General features: G+C 38.0%; 16 protein-coding genes. All 16 read left to right on the top strand.

What is annotated here, in order from left to right; genetic code table 11:
• Window position 1: 1 nt before the first annotated feature.
• The 16 genes from dapA (at window position 2) to SJW71_RS18360 (ending at window position 18,904) form a co-directional block, all read left to right on the top strand.
• Window positions 2–901, top strand: a complete 900-nt coding sequence (dapA, locus tag SJW71_RS18435; protein ID WP_274796029.1) for a 4-hydroxy-tetrahydrodipicolinate synthase — start codon at window positions 2–4, stop codon at window positions 899–901.
• Window positions 902–1,179: 278 nt separating this feature from the next.
• Window positions 1,180–2,847, top strand: a complete 1,668-nt coding sequence (locus SJW71_RS18430; RefSeq protein WP_274796030.1) for a ribonuclease J — start codon at window positions 1,180–1,182, stop codon at window positions 2,845–2,847.
• A gap of 155 nt (window positions 2,848–3,002) precedes the next feature.
• Entirely contained in the window at window positions 3,003–5,294 is a 2,292-nt protein-coding gene (locus SJW71_RS18425; RefSeq protein WP_274796031.1) for an FtsK/SpoIIIE family DNA translocase, read from the top strand.
• Window positions 5,295–5,493: 199 nt separating this feature from the next.
• Complete coding sequence (locus tag SJW71_RS18420; protein WP_274796032.1) at window positions 5,494–6,222, top strand: GntR family transcriptional regulator; 729 nt, start codon at window positions 5,494–5,496, stop codon at window positions 6,220–6,222.
• A 53-nt stretch (window positions 6,223–6,275) separates the two neighbouring features.
• On the top strand, window positions 6,276–7,361 hold the full coding sequence (locus SJW71_RS18415) for a BMP family lipoprotein (RefSeq protein ID WP_274796033.1): 1,086 nt from the start codon (window positions 6,276–6,278) through the stop codon (window positions 7,359–7,361).
• Between the two features lie 361 nt (window positions 7,362–7,722).
• A complete protein-coding gene (locus SJW71_RS18410) occupies window positions 7,723–9,270 on the top strand; it encodes an ABC transporter ATP-binding protein (RefSeq protein WP_274796034.1) in 1,548 nt (515 codons plus the stop codon).
• Entirely contained in the window at window positions 9,270–10,316 is a 1,047-nt protein-coding gene (locus SJW71_RS18405) for an ABC transporter permease (protein WP_322605952.1), read from the top strand. Before SJW71_RS18410 ends, SJW71_RS18405 begins: the two co-directional genes overlap by 1 nt.
• Window position 10,317: 1 nt before the next feature.
• The gene (locus tag SJW71_RS18400) at window positions 10,318–11,277 is read left to right on the top strand and encodes an ABC transporter permease (RefSeq protein ID WP_274796036.1); all 960 of its coding nucleotides are present in this window, start codon (window positions 10,318–10,320) and stop codon (window positions 11,275–11,277) included.
• 175 nt (window positions 11,278–11,452) lie between these two features.
• The gene (yfmF, locus tag SJW71_RS18395) at window positions 11,453–12,724 is read left to right on the top strand and encodes an EF-P 5-aminopentanol modification-associated protein YfmF (protein ID WP_407133082.1); all 1,272 of its coding nucleotides are present in this window, start codon (window positions 11,453–11,455) and stop codon (window positions 12,722–12,724) included.
• Window positions 12,721–14,022: an EF-P 5-aminopentanol modification-associated protein YfmH gene (yfmH, locus tag SJW71_RS18390; protein ID WP_274796038.1), complete on the top strand. Its 1,302-nt coding sequence runs from the start codon at window positions 12,721–12,723 to the stop codon at window positions 14,020–14,022. Before yfmF ends, yfmH begins: the two co-directional genes overlap by 4 nt.
• Window positions 14,019–14,747 (top strand): elongation factor P 5-aminopentanone reductase, encoded by a 729-nt coding sequence (gene ymfI / locus SJW71_RS18385; protein WP_274796039.1) that lies wholly within the window; start codon window positions 14,019–14,021, stop codon window positions 14,745–14,747. Before yfmH ends, ymfI begins: the two co-directional genes overlap by 4 nt.
• A 44-nt stretch (window positions 14,748–14,791) precedes the next feature.
• Window positions 14,792–15,049 (top strand): DUF3243 domain-containing protein, encoded by a 258-nt coding sequence (locus tag SJW71_RS18380; protein ID WP_004224939.1) that lies wholly within the window; start codon window positions 14,792–14,794, stop codon window positions 15,047–15,049.
• Window positions 15,050–15,266: 217 nt separating this feature from the next.
• Window positions 15,267–16,052: a DUF3388 domain-containing protein gene (locus SJW71_RS18375; RefSeq protein ID WP_274797280.1), complete on the top strand. Its 786-nt coding sequence runs from the start codon at window positions 15,267–15,269 to the stop codon at window positions 16,050–16,052.
• A 16-nt stretch (window positions 16,053–16,068) separates the two neighbouring features.
• On the top strand, window positions 16,069–16,998 hold the full coding sequence (locus SJW71_RS18370) for a helix-turn-helix domain-containing protein (protein WP_274796040.1): 930 nt from the start codon (window positions 16,069–16,071) through the stop codon (window positions 16,996–16,998).
• A 47-nt stretch (window positions 16,999–17,045) separates the two neighbouring features.
• Window positions 17,046–17,624, top strand: a complete 579-nt coding sequence (gene pgsA, locus SJW71_RS18365) for a CDP-diacylglycerol--glycerol-3-phosphate 3-phosphatidyltransferase (protein ID WP_274796041.1) — start codon at window positions 17,046–17,048, stop codon at window positions 17,622–17,624.
• Between the two features lie 17 nt (window positions 17,625–17,641).
• On the top strand, window positions 17,642–18,904 hold the full coding sequence (locus tag SJW71_RS18360) for a competence/damage-inducible protein A (RefSeq protein ID WP_274796042.1): 1,263 nt from the start codon (window positions 17,642–17,644) through the stop codon (window positions 18,902–18,904).
• Window positions 18,905–18,912: the final 8 nt, after the last annotated feature.

The following is an 18,912-nucleotide window of genomic DNA, read 5'->3' as shown; positions in this document are numbered from 1 at the left end:
GATGAATTTAGGTCGAATTGGAACGGCAATGATTACGCCGTTCAAAGATGATGGCACGATTAATTATCCAGAACTAGAACGTATTATTAATCATTTGATAGATAACGGTACAGATTGTATAGTTGCTTGTGGTACGACTTCTGAAAACCCAACGATGTCAACGGAGGAGAAAATTGAAGTTGTGCGCTTTACAGTAGAGAAAGTAGCTGGTCGTGTACCCGTTATTGCCGGCACAGGGGATAATGAAACGGCATACTCTATCGCAATGACTCATAAAGCAGAAGAAAATGGAGCCGATGGCATCATGCTAGTAGCTCCATACTATAATAAGCCAAATCAACGTGGGATTTTTGCCCACTTTGAAACAATTGCTAAACAAACGAGTCTACCTGTTATGCTCTATAATGTCCCAGGGCGTACTGGTGTCAATGTTGCCTATGAAACTTCTGTTGCGTTAAGCAAGATTCCAAACATAGCTTGGATTAAAGAAGCGAGTGGTAATTTAGATCAAATGGGTGATATTATCGAGAATGTTGACCCAGAAGATGATTTCTTAGTTTATAGTGGAGATGATGGCTTAACATTACCTCTAATGGCAATTGGCGGGGCAGGCGTTATTTCCGTAGCAGCTCACGTTGTAGGCAATGATATGCAATTAATGATTAAAGCGTTTGAAGAAGGAAATCATAAGCTAGCAGCCAAAATTCACCGAGCATTATTACCTTTAGTACGTGCGCTGTTCGCTCAACCAAATCCTTCGCCTATTAAATATGCGATGACAAAATTAGGTTTTGATACACTCAATGTACGTCTACCAATGATGGAAATGACAGATCAAGAGAAAGCTAACTTCGACAGAATTTGGGATACGTATCAAGAAAAAGCGAAAAGTTTTAGATAAAAAGCACCGAGGCTGAGATTCTTTCAGCCTCGTTTTTGTATGCTAGAAAAAAGATGAAAGACCCCTCAATCCATTACTTCTCATCCTCAAAAATACTAATATGACTATCATGATACAAGTTATCCAATATCTGCTGATCCCTCTCCTAGTAATAAGCAAATAAAAGAAAATCTATTTCCAACGTGAAACATGTATTTTTAATTTGTGCAAAAGCTTTGCAAACCGTATAATAAATGTTAAGTGGTTGCTGTTCGGGATATTTTTTAGGAGGAAATAAATTGACAAAAAAGAAAAATGAATTAATTCGTATCATCCCTCTTGGGGGGGTAGGCGAAATTGGGAAAGCAATGTACGTAGTAGAAATTGATGAAGAGCTATTTGTAGTGGATAGCGGCTTAATGTTCCCAGAAGATGAGATGCTAGGCATAGATATCGTGATTCCTGACATTACGTACTTAGAAGAAAATAAAGAGCGTGTGAAAGGTATTTTCTTAACACATGGTCATGAAGATGCGATCGGTTCTATTGCCTATGTTTTACAAAAAATAAAGGCACCTGTGTACGGATCAAAATTAACAATTGCATTAGCAAAGGAACATTTAAAAGAATTACCTGCACCACATCAGGTGAAATTTTTTGAAGTAACAAATCGAAGTCGTATGAATTTCAATTCAACGTATGTAACATTCTTCCACACAACACATAGTATTCCCGATTCGTTAGGGGTGGTGTTCCATACATCTGAAGGCGCGATTGTTCATACAGGAGAGTTTAAATTCGATCAGTCAGCAACAGGTAAATTCAAACCTGATTTAGCAAAAATGGCACAATTAGGAGAAGACGGTGTCTTTATTCTCTTATCTGAATCGTGCGAAGCTGAACGACCAGGATATACGACATCGGAGATTGTGATTGAAGAACAATTATCAAAAACATTCCACTCAGCACCAGGTCGTATTTTAGTAGCTGTTTATGCATCGAATTTTATTCGTATTCAACAAGTTTTTGCCCAAGCCCAAAAATCATTCCGTAAAGTTGTGATTGTTGGTAAACCATTGGAAAAGGCTGTTGATTTAGGCGTACAGCTAGGTTATTTAACAGTTGAAGAAGATACAATTATTCCGATTTCAGAAATGCAAAAATATCAAGATGATGAAATTATCATTATTGCAACAGGTAATAGAGGAGAGCCTCTAGATGCATTAGAGAAAATCGTACGCAAGCACCATCGTGATATTAAAATTAAGCAAGGGGATACAGTGCTAATCACATTTACACCTTCTCCTGGCATGGAAGTACAAATGGCTAATACGATGAACTCTATGTCCAAAGCAGGCGCTGAAATTTTGACTTCTAGCAAAAATGTTCATGTATCAGGACATGGTAGTCAGGAAGATTTAAAGCTTATGCTGAATTTGATGCAGCCAAAGTATTTTGTCCCTGTACAAGGCGAGTACCGCATGCTAATTGCTCACTCGAAGTTAGCGCAACAGCTTGGTATGCAAAAATCACAAATTTTTATCGCTGATAAAGGGGATATTGTAGAGTATAAAAATAATAAAATGCGCATGAGTGGTCGTGTACAAGCTGGTAACGTCTTAATTGACGGTATTGGTGTAGGCGATGTAGGGAATATTGTTCTTCGTGATCGTAAATTATTATCACAAGATGGTATTTTCATTGTGGTTGTGACATTAAACCGCGCACAAAAGAAAATTGCCTCTGGCCCAGAGATTTTATCGCGAGGCTTTGTATATGTACGAGAATCAGAGGAATTAATGATTGAGGCATCTGACATTGCGAAAAACGTCATTGAAAAATATGTTGGTAAAGATACATTTGAATGGACGAATATTAAACAAGAAATTCGAGATACACTAAATACGTATTTATTCCAAAAAACAAAACGTCGCCCAATGATTATTCCAATTATTATGGAGTACTAATTGAACAAGCTTATCGTCAATGCTTTGAGGAAAAAGTAAAAGAAAAAGGATTTTCTCCCAATTGCGGTGGAAAATCCTTTTTTTGAAATAGTCAAGTTCTACTTGTGATGATTCGCTACATATATAAAATGGATTGCAAAAGAAGGTGAAAATAGATGGCAGTTAGTAAAAGAAAGAAAGGAACTAAAAGTAAAGCGACAACTGAAAAAAAAGACATGCATCCGCTTATGTATGAAATTTTAGGACTGCTTTTAATTGCCTTAGCAGTCATTATGATTTTTGAATTCGGTATGATTGGGCGGATTTTACAAACAATCGCCATGTTTCTTTTAGGTAATTTACATTTTGCTGTTCCATTTATGCTTATATTTGTTGCGTTGTTAATGATGATTGGTCGTAAAAAAATCGGTTTGAAGGATCGATTAATACTCGGCATGGTACTCATTATTATGAGCTTAACCATTTTTAGCCATGGCATATTATTTGAGCAATTATCGAAATCAGGTGGTCTTTTATCTGATTCTGTTCTTCGTGAATCGTGGCGCATATTGATCAATACAGAAGGTATTATTCATCGTAGCAATGCTCTAGGCGGTGGGATGATTGGTGCCCTATTATTTAGCGGCCTCCACGTGTTATTTGAAGCATCAGGGGCAAAAGTCGTTGCTTGGGTTATTTTCTTTATAGGGTTAATTTTAGTCACAGGTAAGGCATTGGTACCTTATTTAGCTGAAAAAATGCCAGGTCTATTTGGCAAATGGAAAAAGAAACACCGTGATAAGAAAAAAAATACACCGAAAAAGCCTAGCAATCGTCGCTCTAGAGTAGAAAGTGGAGATGAGGTAGCAGCAGTTAATCAAATGACAGATGTGTCAGAACAAGAGGAGGAAATACCTCATGAGCCGATTATCTCTGCTTTTACGCAAAATGTCTCACAGGAAAGAGCTGTATTTGATACGCCAACGATGGTGGAAAATGAACTAGAAGAAGCAACGGATGATGTCCATATTCAAGGCACTGATACTGTAGAAAATGCAGATTATCAGCTCCCATCCTATAATCTATTACAATTACCACCTCAACATGACCAAAGCGGTGAATATTCGGTGATTCAAGCTAATGCTAAAAAGCTAGAACAAACATTACAAAGCTTTGGTGTAAAAGCAAAGGTGACACAAGTCCATTTGGGACCAGCTGTCACGAAATATGAAATTTTACCAGATATAGGTGTGAAAGTAAGCAAAATTGTCAATCTGCAAGATGATCTTGCGCTAGCACTTGCCGCTAAAGATATTCGTATGGAAGCTCCTATCCCTGGGAAATCAGCGATTGGTATTGAAGTGCCAAATAGTGAGGTAGCCATTGTGACACTTCGTGAGGTATTGGAATCGAAGGATGGTGCTAAGCCTGATGCATTGTTACAAGTAGCGTTTGGTCGTGACATTACAGGACAAGCGGTTCTAGCAGAGCTCAATAAAATGCCACATTTACTTGTAGCTGGTTCAACAGGTAGCGGGAAAAGTGTCTGCATAAATGGCATAGTTGTATCCATACTAATGCGTACAAAACCACATGAAGTGAAGCTCATGATGATTGACCCAAAAATGGTGGAGTTAAATGTTTATAATGGTATTCCTCATTTATTGGCGCCTGTCGTGACAGATGCACGAAAAGCCTCGCAAGCACTAAAAAAAGTGGTATCTGAAATGGAACGCCGTTATGACTTGTTTTCTCATACAGGTACACGAAATATTGAGGGCTATAATGCTCATGTACAAAAGGTTAATGAGCAAACAGAAGAAAAGCATCCAAAGCTACCGTATATCGTTGTCATTGTGGATGAGTTAGCGGATTTGATGATGGTTGCATCAAGTGATGTAGAGGATTCAATTACACGTTTAGCGCAAATGGCACGTGCTGCAGGGATTCATTTAATAATTGCGACACAAAGACCGAGTGTAGATGTCTTAACAGGCGTCATAAAGGCAAATATACCTTCAAGAATTGCATTTGCAGTTTCTTCAGCAATTGATTCAAGAACCATTTTAGACATGGGTGGGGCTGAACGCCTACTTGGTCGTGGTGATATGCTATTTTTACCTGCCGGGGCTTCGAAACCAAAAAGGGTGCAGGGTGCTTTTTTATCAGATCAAGAGGTTGAAGCTGTTGTGAATTTTGTTATAGAACAGCAAAAGGCACAGTATCAGGAGGAGATGATTCCTACTGAAGAAGAAACCATTTTAGAGGAAACGGATGAATTATATGATGAAGCTGTCCAATTAGTTGTCAGTATGCAAACAGCATCAGTATCTATGCTACAACGTCGCTTCCGAATTGGCTATTCAAGGGCAGCACGTATTGTCGATCAAATGGAACAACGCGGGATTGTAGGGCCTCCAGAGGGTAGTAAACCGCGTCAAGTACTTGTTCACCAGTACGATAACTAACCAAAAAATTGGACAAAAATAACTGTGTTTCACTGTATTTTTGTCCAAATATTTGCAATAAAAATGAAGAAAGAATGAATTCTATAACAGATTTTCTTTAAAACTGTTTATTTCATTCTGCAAAAATGTTATATTTATGAACGATTAGTAGGAATGTTGTACATCAGATGTCTGATCTCTGATTTTGGTGGTGATATATGTGACTATTAAAGCAGATCATCGTCATCTCTATCTTCAAGTAATCGATCGTTTAAAATCTGACATTGAGGCTGGTATTTTTAAAGAAAATGAAAAGCTTCCGTCAGAATTTGAATTATCGAAATCACTAGGAGTCAGTCGAGCAACACTTAGAGAAGCACTTCGACTGTTGGAAGAGGAAAATGTGATTGTGCGCCGACATGGGGTTGGGACTTTTGTCAATCCTAAGCCGTTGTTTACATCAGGCATCGAGCATTTATCGAGCATTTCTTCAATGATCGAGGCAGCGGGTATGGAGCCAGGTTCGCGGTTTTTAAAAGCGACTGAGCACGTACCTTCTGAGGAAGATTTAAAACGCTTCCAATGTGATGGCGAAGATAAAATACTCACGATTGAACGTGTCAGAACAGCGGATGGCGAACCAGTAGTATACTGCATAGACAGGCTACCTGCAAGCTTCCTGCCTACTGACTTTGTCGAAAAAAAAGAAGTTTCACTTTTCTCTGCTCTTGAGCAATCTGGCAAAATTCATGTAGCCTACGCTGTTACATATATTGATCCAGTAGGATATCATGAACAAGCCTCACCGATCTTAAATTGTGGACGTGAAACAGCTCTTTTAGTGTTAAAGCAGTTGCATTACGATGAGCATGATCAAGTAGTGCTCTATTCAAAAAATTATTTCCGAGCTGATAAATTCAGCTTCCATGTAGTTCGTAAACGGGTGTAGAACATTTCTAAATTTTTTCCTGCTAATTACAATACCTTTGGGGGGTTAATTAAATGAAAAAACGTAAATTTGGTTTAGTATTAACATCAGTATTAGCGGCAAGTGCTATTTTAGGTGCTTGTGGTGCGAAAGACGACGAAAAACCTGCAAAAGACAATGACAATGCTTCAGGCGGTGACAAAACTGAAGAAGCTTTCTCAGTAGCAATGGTTACTGACGTAGGTGGCGTTGATGACAAATCATTCAACCAATCTGCATGGGAAGGTGTTCAAGCTTACGGAAAAGAACATGGTCTTAAAAAAGGCGATGGTGGTTTTGACTACCTACAATCAGCATCAGACGCTGACTATGAAACTAACTTAAACAACTTAATTCGCCGTGACTTTAACTTAGTATATGGTATCGGCTTCATGATGGCTGATGCAATTGATGCAGTCGCTTCTGAAAATCCAGATAACCACTTTGCATTAATCGATGCAGAAGTAAAAGCTGACAATGTAGTTAACGTTTTATTCAAAGAGCAAGAAGGTGCTTTCTTAGCAGGTGTTGCTGCAGCAAAAACGTCTAAAACAGGTAAAATCGGCTTCGTAGGTGGCGTTGATATTCCAGTTATTAACCGTTTCCACGCTGGTTTCGTTGAAGGGGCTAAAGCAGTAAACCCTGATATCGACATTCAAGTAAAATACACTGGTGCATTTGATAAAGCAGATCTTGGTAAAATTACAGCGAACAGCATGTACTCTTCAGGTGTTGATGTAATCTTCCACGCTGCTGGTGCAACTGGTAACGGTGTATTCTCTGAAGCAAAAGAGCGTAAAGCTAAAGATCCTAATGCTGATGTATGGGTAATCGGGGTAGATGCTGACCAATACGAAGAAGGTAAAGTAGACGATAAAACAAACGTAACATTAACTTCTATGTTAAAAGGTGTTAATACAGCAGTAGTAGATATTTCAAACAGAGCAAAAAATGGTGATTTCCCAGGTGGAGAAACACTTGTTTACGGTTTAGCTGAAGATGGCGTTAAACTTGCAGATTCTCGTGGTGCAATTTCAGAAGATGTACAAAAAGTAATTGATGAATATAAAGAGAAAATTGCTAAGGGTGAAATCAAAGTTCCAGAAAAAGTGGAAAAATAATTCATCTTTTGATCATCATAAGGGACTTTTTAGAAGGACCTTATGATGATTTTTCAATCTATCGTTATATTTAGATTATTTGCAATACTCTATTTAACAAGATTTATATGAACCTTTAGAGGTAGACATGATAATTTACTAGTTTAGGTTTTAAGTTAATAGAAGAAAGGTTTCTAACGATGACCTTTCCTGTATTAATTTAGCAAAACATCTACCTCTATGGGTGAAATTAAATATAGCCTCTGGTAGAAATCTAAATACTGGACGTATGGCTTATCTGTACCATCAATCATGTAGCAGCAGATACTATACGCTAAGGCAAAAAGACTTAATAATAGTGCCTATTAAGGGAGTGACAATTTTGGAATATGTGATTGAAATGCTAGGAATCCGTAAAGAGTTCGGTAATTTCGTGGCGAATAATAACATCACCCTCCAACTGAAACAAGGCGAAATCCATGCATTGCTAGGAGAAAATGGTGCAGGTAAATCGACTTTGATGAACGTCCTTTTTGGTTTGTATCAACCAGAGGGTGGCGAAATTCGCGTTCGTGGGAAGGCTGTAAAAATTACAAACCCGAATATTGCCAATGATTTGGGAATTGGTATGGTGCATCAGCACTTTATGTTAGTGGAAAATTTTACGGTAACAGAAAACATCATTTTAGGCACTGAGCCTACTAAAATGGGGATTGTTAACATAAAAGATGCGGCTAAGAAAGTACAAGCACTTTCTGAAAAATATGGATTGGATGTTGATCCATATGCCAAAATCGAAGACATTACAGTTGGTATGCAACAACGTGTTGAAATTTTAAAAACTTTGTATCGTGGTGCTGAAATTTTAATTTTTGATGAGCCAACTGCTTCATTAACACCACAGGAAATTACTGAGTTAATTCAAATTATGCGTCGACTTATTGCAGAAGGTAAATCGATTATTTTAATTACCCATAAGCTTAAAGAAATTATGGAAGTTTCGGATCGTGTGACAATTATCCGTAAAGGTGAAGGCATTGGTACTGTTGTAACCGCTGCCACAAATCCTGATCAATTGGCTGAAATGATGGTTGGGCGTCAAGTTGAATTTAAAACAGAAAAAATTGATGCCAACCCAACAGATGAAGTACTGTCGATTAACAACTTGGTTGTAACGGATTACCGAAACATCGACAAAGTCAAAGGATTAAACTTAAATGTTCGCAAAGGTGAAATCGTCGGTATTGCTGGTATTGATGGTAACGGTCAATCTGAATTAATTGAGGCCATTACGGGTCTTCGTAAAATCAAAAGTGGGACAGTTAAGTTAAATGGCAAAGAAATTACCAACATGAAGCCTCGTAAAATTACAGAGGAAGGTGTTGGACATATCCCACAAGACCGTCATAAGCATGGCTTAGTGTTAGATTTCCCTATTGGTCATAATATTGCTCTACAAACATATTACCAATCTCCAATAGCGAAGGGCTTTGTTATGGACTATAAAAAAGTGTCTGAGAAAGCTCGCCAAATCATTAAAGAGTATGATGTACGTACTGGTAATGGTGAAATGACACCAGCTCGTGCTTTATCTGGTGGTAACCAACAAAAAGCTATTATTGGTCGTGAAATTGACCGTAATCCAGATTTATTGATTGCCGCTCTACCAACGCGTGGACTCGACGTTGGGGCTATTGAATTCATTCACTCTCGTCTTATTGAGCAACGTGATAAAGGAAAAGCGGTTCTATTAATCTCATTTGAATTAGATGAGGTTATGAATGTTTCGGATCGTATTGCCGTAATTTATGATGGACAAATTGTGGATGAGCTAAATCCTAAAGAAACTACAGAGCAAGAGCTAGGCTTACTAATGGCTGGACAAAGTAAAAAAAATAATAAGCATGATGCGAAGGAGGGGAACGACTAATGTCAAATCGTGTCATTAATTTACTCGTTCCTATCATCTCTATCATTATCGGTTTAATTGTAGGGGCTATCGTGATGGTAGTCAGTGGCTATGACCCTGTAGAAGGTTATATCGCTCTTTGGACAGGTATTTTTGGAGATTCATATTCGATTGGGAACACAATTCGACAAATCACACCCTATATTTTGGCAGGTCTTGCAGTAGCGTTTGCTTTCCGCACAGGGTTGTTCAATATCGGTGTTGAAGGTCAGCTTATTTTAGGTTGGCTGGCAGCTGCTTGGGTAGGTTATGCATTTGAACTACCTAAATTCATTCATTTACCATTGGCATTGCTTGCTGCAGCTGCAGCTGGTGCATTTTGGGCCTTTATTGCAGGTTTCTTAAAAGCGAAATTTAAAGTTCATGAAGTTATTGCGACAATTATGCTGAACTATACTGCGCTTTATATTGCCAACGCAGCGATCAAAAAATTGTCCGATGGCAGCTTTAAAACAGAACGTATTCATGAATCCGCTTCACTGCGTTCTCCGTTTTTAAGAGAGCTTACAGACAATTCAAGTCTTCACTATGGGATCATTGTTGCACTTTTAATGGTGGTTGTGATGTGGTTCATCTTGGAAAAAACTACACGTGGCTATGAACTAAAAGCAGTAGGCTTTAACAAAAATGCTGCTGATTATGCAGGTATGAGCGTCAATAAAAATATTATTCTAGCAATGACGATTTCAGGTATGTTTGCAGGTCTTGGTGGTGCGATGGAAGCTTTAGGTACATTCCAAAACGCATCCATTAAACCAGGCTTTACAGGGATCGGTTTTGACGGTATCGCCGTTGCCCTACTTGGTGCGAATACACCACTTGGGGTAGTGTTTGGGGCTTCACTTTTCGGTTCATTGAAATATGGTGCACTAAATATGCCAAATGCTGCAGGTATTCCAGAAGAAATCGTATCTATTATCATTGCGTTGATTATCTTCTTCGTTGCATCAGGCTATATTATTCGAGTAGGCTTACAAAAGCTGAGCAAGAAAAAGGAGGGACAATAACATGAGCTTTTTAGAAATGTTATATTTCATCATCCCTTCAGCGATTCTTTATGCAACACCTTTGATTTTTACAGCCATCGGTGGGGTATTCTCTGAACGCTCTGGTGTTGTCAACATCGGGCTAGAAGGCTTAATGATTGTTGGTGCATTTGTTGGTATTTTTGTCAATTTAGAATTCGCTTCGTCATTAGGAGGAGCAACAGTTTGGGTAGCAATGCTAGCAGCTGTTGTGATCGGGGCAGTGTTCTCACTTTTCCATGCCGTTGCTTCTATTTCTTTCCGTGCCGATCAAACAGTATCAGGGGTAGCAATTAACTTACTAGGCTTAGCCGCGACAGTTTTCTTAGTAAAAATGATTTATGATAAAGGTCAAACAGATATGATTGACCAACCAATACGTCGTTTTGGTATTCGTTATTTAGAGGATATTCCTTTCTTTGGTCGTTTATTGTTCCATGATGTTTATAGCACATCTATTTTAGCGTTTGTTGTAGCAATTGGCGCATGGTTTATCATTTATAAAACGCCATTTGGATTGCGCTTACGAGCTGTTGGTGAACATCCAATGGCAGCAGATACTATGGGGATTAACGTAAATAAAATGCGTTACATTGCCGTAATGATTTCTGGGGCTCTAGGTGGCCTTGGCGGTGCAGTTTATGCACAAACAATTACACATGACTTCTCACATGCAACAATTGCTGGTCAAGGTTTCATGGCCATTGCCGCTATGATTTTCGGGAAATGGCATCCAATGGGTGCACTAGGTGCAGCATTATTCTTCGGTTTAGCGCAAACATTAAGTATTGCAGGGAACCAAATTCCATTTATCGAGAATGTGCCAGCCGTTTATCTGCAAATTTTACCATATGTCCTAACAATCCTTGCTTTAGCAGGCTTTATTGGTAAAGCAAATGCACCAAAGGCAAGTGGCCAACCTTATATTAAAGGTAAACGCTAAGAAAAATGAATTATCAGAGACTGAGCGATCGTTGCTCAGTCTTTTTTTATATGCAATTGGTGTAATTATTAATTTTTCCCATACATACTTTGGATTCCTTTTGCAATTATAGACAATAGACATGTATAGTATGTGTAGTACATCGTTATATTAAGAAGGATAGGAGGGTTTTTATATGTTTAAAACAATACCTTTTGCAAAAGGTGTCAATTTGCATATCCGACAAACAACCCAATTTAAAACTGTAAATTTTTCAATAAAATGGAGAAGAGCATTAACGGCTAAAAGTGCATCAGAACGTACAGTGTTAACCAATGTACTGCAGCACAGTAATGCTAAATATAAGACAACTGCTGCATTTCGTAGCTTTTTAGATGACTTGTACGGCACTGTTTTATATTTTGATACATCGAAGCGAGGGAATGAGCATACGGTGCTACTAAATGTAGAGACTGTAAATGACCATTATCTTGCGAATACAAGTGTGTTAAACGACGTACTTGGTTTATTGCACACGGCTATTTTTGAGCCTAATTTAGAAAATGCTGCCTTTAAGGAATCAATTGTTGAACGTGAAAAGAAAACAGTTATTCAGCGTATTGAATCTATATTTGACGATAAATCCCGCTTTGCTCAGTTCCGTTTACAACAAATTTTAAGACCAAATGAGCCTGCATCGATTTCAGCAAATGGTAGTGTAGAGGAAATTCAAAAAATTACACCGGCTTCCTTATATGAGGCGTATCAATCCATGCTAGCTAACGATAAAATTGATATTTATGTTGCTGGTGATATTAATGAAGAGGAAGTCGTAGCAAAATTAAAAAAGGCGCTACCATTTAAAGATCGCACACCTGAAGAAGTTCCGGCAGTACTTCCCCAAAAACACCCTGACAATGATTATGTTAGAGAACAGCATGAAATGAAGCAAGGTAAGCTCCATATTGGCTTTAGCACGCCAGTAAGATTTGGTGATGCGGACTTTGCTAAAATGCAAATTTTTAATGGCATTTTTGGTGGCTATCCACATGCTAAATTGTTTATGAATGTTCGTGAAAAAGAGAGCCTTGCTTATTATGCATCAAGTTCATACGCATCGCATTACGGTCTCGTTTTTGTTGTCTCTGGTATCGAGCCTAAAAATGAAGAAAAAGCTCTAACGCTAATTAAAGAGCAACTTGCTGTCATGCAGGCTGGAGATATTACTGATTTAGAGCTGGAGCAAACAAAAGCTATGCTGACGAATCAGCTTAAAGAGTCGCTAGATTCTGCTCGTGGACAAATCGAAATTTTTGATCAATATAAAGACTTACCTGAGGAATTCTCTGTTGAAACTTGGGCAAATAAGTGGAAAGCTGTAACAAAGGAAGATGTTGTTGCAATGGCAAAGCAAGTGCAGCTTGAAGCAGTTTATTTCTTATGTGGAAAGGAGCAAGCGGCACAATGAAAACAATTGAATTTAAACAATTAGATGAAACACTTTATTATGAAAAGCTAGACAATGGCTTAGATGTTTATATTTTGCCAAAAAAAGGCTTTTCCAAAACATTTGTTACATTTACAACAAAATACGGCTCTGTTGATCGTACGTTTGTGCCCATTGGTGAAACGGAAAGTATCACTGTGCCAGATGGCATTGCTCACTTTTTAGAGCATAAAATGTTTGAAAAAGAAGATGGGGATGTTTTCCAAAAGTTTAGTGAGTACGGCGCTTCGGCTAATGCCTTTACATCGTTCACACGTACGGCTTATTTATTTTCTTCTACTGACAATATTTATAAAAGTACAGAAACTTTATTAAATTTTGTACAAGAGCCATATTTCACTGAAGCTACTGTCAACAAAGAAAAAGGAATTATTGGGCAAGAAATTACCATGTATGATGATCAGCCCGATTGGCGTTTATACTTTGGTACGATTGAAAATATGTATCATCATCATCCAGTGAAAATAGATATTGCAGGTACAATTGAATCGATTGATGGTATTACAGCTGAGCATCTATATACATGTTACAACACATTTTATCATCCATCTAATATGCTGTTATTTGTTATTGGCGCTGTGGATCCAGAGCAAATGATGACTTTTATTCGTGACAATCAAGGTAAAAAAGAGTTTCCGGAGCCTACGCCGATTCAACGTTTCTTCGATAAAGAACCAACAGAGGTTGCAATTAAAGAACGTACATTAAATATGGATGTTCAAAAGCCAAAAGTATATGTCGGTTTGAAAGCAAAAGAAACTAATTTATCAGGTCAGGAAATGTTAAAACATGAGCTATCTGTGCAAATTGCGCTTGAGCTTATTTTCGGACGCACATCAAGTTTTTATGAACGTGTCTATGAAGAAGGATTAATCGATGAAACCTATGCATTTGATTTTACTTTAGAAAATGGTTTTGGCTTTGCCATGATTGGTTCTGATTCAACAGAGCCAGATGGGTTATCAAAGGCAATTAAGGAAGAACTAGCAAAGTATGATGGAAATGCACACTTTGAAAGTGCTGATTTGGACCGTATCAAACGTAAAAAAATTGGATTCTTCTTACGTGCGCTTAATTCAATTGAATTTATTGCAAACCAATTTACACGCTATTCCTTTAATGACATGAATTTATTTGATGTTGTACCAGTACTAGAGACATTAACAGTTGAGGATTTAAAGAAAGCATTTGCTTCTATTCAAGGTGAATCTCAACAAACTGTTTTTAAAATTTTACCAAGCAAGCAGGGAGCACAGTGAAAAAATTTGCCCTTGTTTTAGGTGCATCAGGTGAGATTGGTCGTGCTATTTGTCAAAGCTTAGCTGAAGACGGTTGGTCCATCTATGTGCATTATTCACAAAATAAGAATGCGGCACAGAGTTTATGTGATTCGCTTACTACATCTTTCCCTGCACAAGAGTTTATGCTTGTTCAGGGGGATTTTTCAACCATAAAAGGAGCAGAAATGGTCGCAGCACAAATTTTTAATGTGCAGGCCATTGTCTTTGCTAATGGACAAGCCCATTATTCATTGCTTGAAGATACATCAGTGGAGGATATGGAAGCCTTATGGCGTGTTCATGTTCAAAATCCAATGCGTTTGACTGCTTTACTTTCTAAAAAGCTGCGACAACATGATGTAAGCTATGTACTATTTATTGGTTCAATTTGGGGAGAGGCTGGCTCAGCGGGTGAAGCACTTTATGCTACGGTTAAAGGTGCCCAGCATGCTTTTGTTAAATCCTATGCGAAAGAGGCAGCACTATCTCAAATTCGTGTAAATGCCATCGCTCCTGGTTTTATCAATACGTCAATGAACAGCCATTTAAGTCAAGTGGAGCTAGACTATATTTTAGAGGATATTCCTTTAGGCACCATCGGACAAACTACGGATGTAGCTGAAATGGTTCGTTTTTATTTGTCTGGTAAAGCTGATTATGTCACAGGACAAATCATAAGATTAAATGGTGGTTGGTACATATAATATTCTCTTCTGCACATACTACAAATGTAAAGGAGGAGGAACATATGACCATTTTAGAAAACTGGCAAAAATGGACATCGTTTTTAGGGCAAAACGTTATGCAAGCTGAATCAAGCGGCATGCCAAAGAAAATGATTCAAACGGCTGCTGTCCAAATTGGTGAGTATTTGGCGACAAATGTCGACCCTAAGAACGAACAAGAGCGAGTGCTGTCGGATTTATGGGGCGTTGCCTCTGAAGATGAGAAGCATGCATTAGCGAATTGTGTCATTAAACTTGTACAAAATAAGCATGTGCAGTAAATAAAAGAGGAGAGCCTATCTCCTCTTTTTTCTATATAAAAAAGCTATTTATCGTTGAAAATGAGAACGTATGTAAGCCTAATCTGCGAACACCAAAAAAAATTAGTAAATAACGTCGTAATTCCATGTATTCTAACTTTCCATTACATAAAAAATCAGCTATGATGGAACTTATAAAGGATTTTTTACGTTAACTAATAGGAAGGGAACGAGTGTGTTGAGCGATTGGTACTTTGAATATGAAATTCAGGTGAATCGCCCTGGATTATTAGGAGATATTGCTTCACTTTTAGGGATGCTTCGTGTCAATATTATTTCAATAAATGGTGTCGACGAGGATCGACGTGGTATGTTAGTGCATACAGACAATGATGAGGCGATTGAACGATTTCGTACAATCGTTTCGACAATGGAACATATTAACGTAACCAAATTTCGACAACCAAAACTTCGTGACCGTCTAGCTATTAGGCATGGTCGCTATATTCCTCGAGATGCAGACGAAAAAAACACTTTCCACTTCGTAAGAGACGAACTTGGTATTTTAGTCGATTTTATGGCGGAACTCTTTAAAAAAGAAGGACATAAGCTAATTGGTATACGTGGCATGCCACGTGTTGGGAAAACCGAATCCATTGTAGCTGCAAGTGTCTGTGCCAATAAAAAGTGGATTTTTTTATCGTCTACAATGATTAAACAAACAGTTCGAAATAAGCTTGTGGGTGATGAATTTAGTCGTAACAATATTTTTATTCTAGATGGTATTGTGACTCGACGTTCAACTGATGAGCGACATCTGCAATTAGTGCGTGAAATGATGAATATGCCATGTATTAAAGTTGTAGAGCATCCAGATATGTTCGTTCAGCATTCTGAATATAAAATAGAGGATTTTGATTATATTATTGAACTGCGTCATCACACAGATGAAGAAATTACCTATGAGATAATGGAAAAAAATCACATGTCCGAATCCGATTCATTTGGAGGATTTAATTTTTAATTTGATGTTAAAGTAGGTGTTATTAGTGGCAGAATTAGGTACTCGACTAAAAGAGGCGAGACTGTCTAAAGGCTACAGCTTAGACGATTTACAAGAAATAACGAAAATTCAAAAGCGTTATTTAGTAGGAATTGAAGAAGGCAATTATTCTATTATGCCTGGTTCGTTTTATGTACGAGCTTTTATTAAACAATATGCAGAAGCGGTTGGTTTGGACGCTGAAGAAATTTTAGAGACATATAAAAATGAACTGCCAAGCACTCCAAATGATCAATTAAGTCAATCTATGTCGAATAGTCCTAGCAGAAGAAAGGTATCGAAAGGCCCTTCCAACAAAATGATGGAGGCAATGCCAAAAATCATTGTTGCTTTATTTATTGTTGTTATCATTGTAGCTATATGGATACTATGGCAATCAAAAAACAGTTCAGGGACAAGCGAAGAAGTAAATCCAACTCCTGAGATGGAATATGATACAAATGTTAAGCCAATTGATAGTGAAAAAGATAAAAAAGACAAAGAAAATAAAGATGCACAAAAAAATGATAAAGAAGATACAAACTCTACAGATGAAACACCAATTGATGAAGATCAAACAGATCAAACTGAAGAGATGAAACAAACAATTTCTGCGGGTACTATTGAGACAGATGGAGCGACAACTTCTTATACGTTAACAGGTACAAAGACTATGAAAATTAAAGTCGAAGTATCAGGTCCTACTTTTGTTGGTATTCGTGACCAACAACAACAAGAATTATTAACAGATACACGTGTCTATAATGCTGGTGAAGTAATTGAATATGACGCTACAGCGCAAAATTATGTACGTATCCGTCTTGGTAATTCAACGCAGGCTAAAATCTATATTAATGACGAACCTCTAACGTATGCACAACAAATTGTAACGCAAAATATCGTCATCAATTTCAATAAAGAACAGTAGTCATCATCTGATGGCTACTTTCTTTCATCATGAAAGGTGTTAGAAAAATGAATATTCCAAATAAAATTACCATCTCTCGAATCTTGCTTATTCCATTCTTTGTCATTGTTATGATGTTTGATTTCGGCTGGGGAACATTGACGTTATTTGGTGCAGAGATGCCAATCCATCATTTTATAGGTGCACTTATTTTTATCTTTGCTTCAACAACTGATTGGGTGGATGGTTATTATGCACGTAAGTATAATCTTGTGACAACGTTTGGGAAATTTTTAGATCCCTTAGCTGACAAATTACTTGTCTCAGCAGCCTTTATTTTAATGGTAGAACTTGATATGGCGCCTGCCTGGATCATTATCATTATTATTAGCCGTGAATTTGCAGTAACTGGCTTACGTCTAATTTTGGCAGGTGGAGGAGAAGTTGTAGCTGCTAATCAGCTCGGTAAAATAAAAACTTGGGCACAAATTGTAGCGATTGCTGCTGCTCTTTTACACAATACAATCTTTACACTAATTGGTATTCCATTTGATATGATCATGCTTTATATTGCATTGTTCTTTACGCTTTGGTCTGGGTGGGATTATTTCTATCTAAACAGACGTGTTTTACTTGAGTCTAAATAAGAAAGGTCTTGTGAATCATGAATGCTGAAATTCTTGCAGTTGGCTCTGAGTTATTATTAGGTCAAATTACGAATACAAATGCGAGATTTATCTCAAGTCAGTTATCAGAGCTTGGTATAAACGTTTTTTATCACACAGTAGTTGGAGATAATGCGCAACGGTTAGAACAAGCTATTGAAGTGGCGGAGTCTCGTGCTGATCTCATTATTTTTTCGGGAGGGCTTGGACCTACGAAGGATGATTTAACGAAGGAAACGATTGCACGTCACCTCGGTGTTTCTCTTGAATTTGACGAAGTGGCATTAACGTATATTGAGCAATTTTTTGCCAAACGAGGACGTCCAATGACGGAGAATAATCGTAAACAGGCATTAATTTTAGCTGGTAGTGAAGTGCTAGCCAATCACCATGGCATGGCTCCTGGTATGATTTTAACAAAGAATGATCGTACCTATATTTTACTTCCAGGACCTCCAAAAGAGCTAGAACCAATGTTTCAATTTGAGGCCAAACCTAAGCTAGCAGCGATGCTGAATGATGGAGGGATCATTGCATCTCATGTCATGCGTTTTTATGGCATTGGTGAGGCCGAGCTCGAAGTACGTGTTCAAAGTATATTAGATGCACAAACAAATCCAACGGTTGCTCCACTTGCTTCTGATGGAGAGGTAACATTGCGCGTGACAGCTAAAGCAGCAACAGAGCAACAAGCTCAACAGTTAATTGCTGCAAAAGTTGCAGAGATACAGGCACTAGTTGGAGAGTATCAATATGGTGTAGATGATGATTCACTTGCATCTAAAACAGTTGAAATGTTACTTGATAATAAGCTAACAATTGCAGCTGCAGAAAGTTTAACAGCTGGGTTATTTCAATCTGAACTTGCTGAAATTCCCGGAGTAGGCAATGCACTTATCGGAGGCATTGTTACGTATGCAGCAGATGCGAAAGTAAAACAGCTTGGTATTTCACAAGAATTAATTGATACACATGGTGTTGTCAGCAGCGAGTGTGCAGCGGCAATGGCGAGTGCTGTACGTGAAAAGTTTTCAACGAATATTGGCATTGGTCTTACGGGCGAAGCAGGCCCTACTGCGCATGATCACCAACCTGTAGGTACGGTTTGGATAGGTATTGCCATTGAGGATGAGGAGCCACTTACATATTTACTTCATTTATCTGGCATGCGCAATACGAATCGACTTCGTGCAGTGAAATTTACATGCCATTATTTAATGCAGTTATTAGAAGAGCGTGGATATACAAAACGATATAGATAGAGTAAAAA

This window comes from Lysinibacillus sp. FW12 (genome assembly GCF_050817245.1).
Classification (GTDB): domain Bacteria; phylum Bacillota; class Bacilli; order Bacillales_A; family Planococcaceae; genus Lysinibacillus; species Lysinibacillus irui.
The sequence above is the reverse complement of the archived record's forward strand: the minus strand, read 5'-3'. Positions and strand labels throughout refer to the sequence as shown.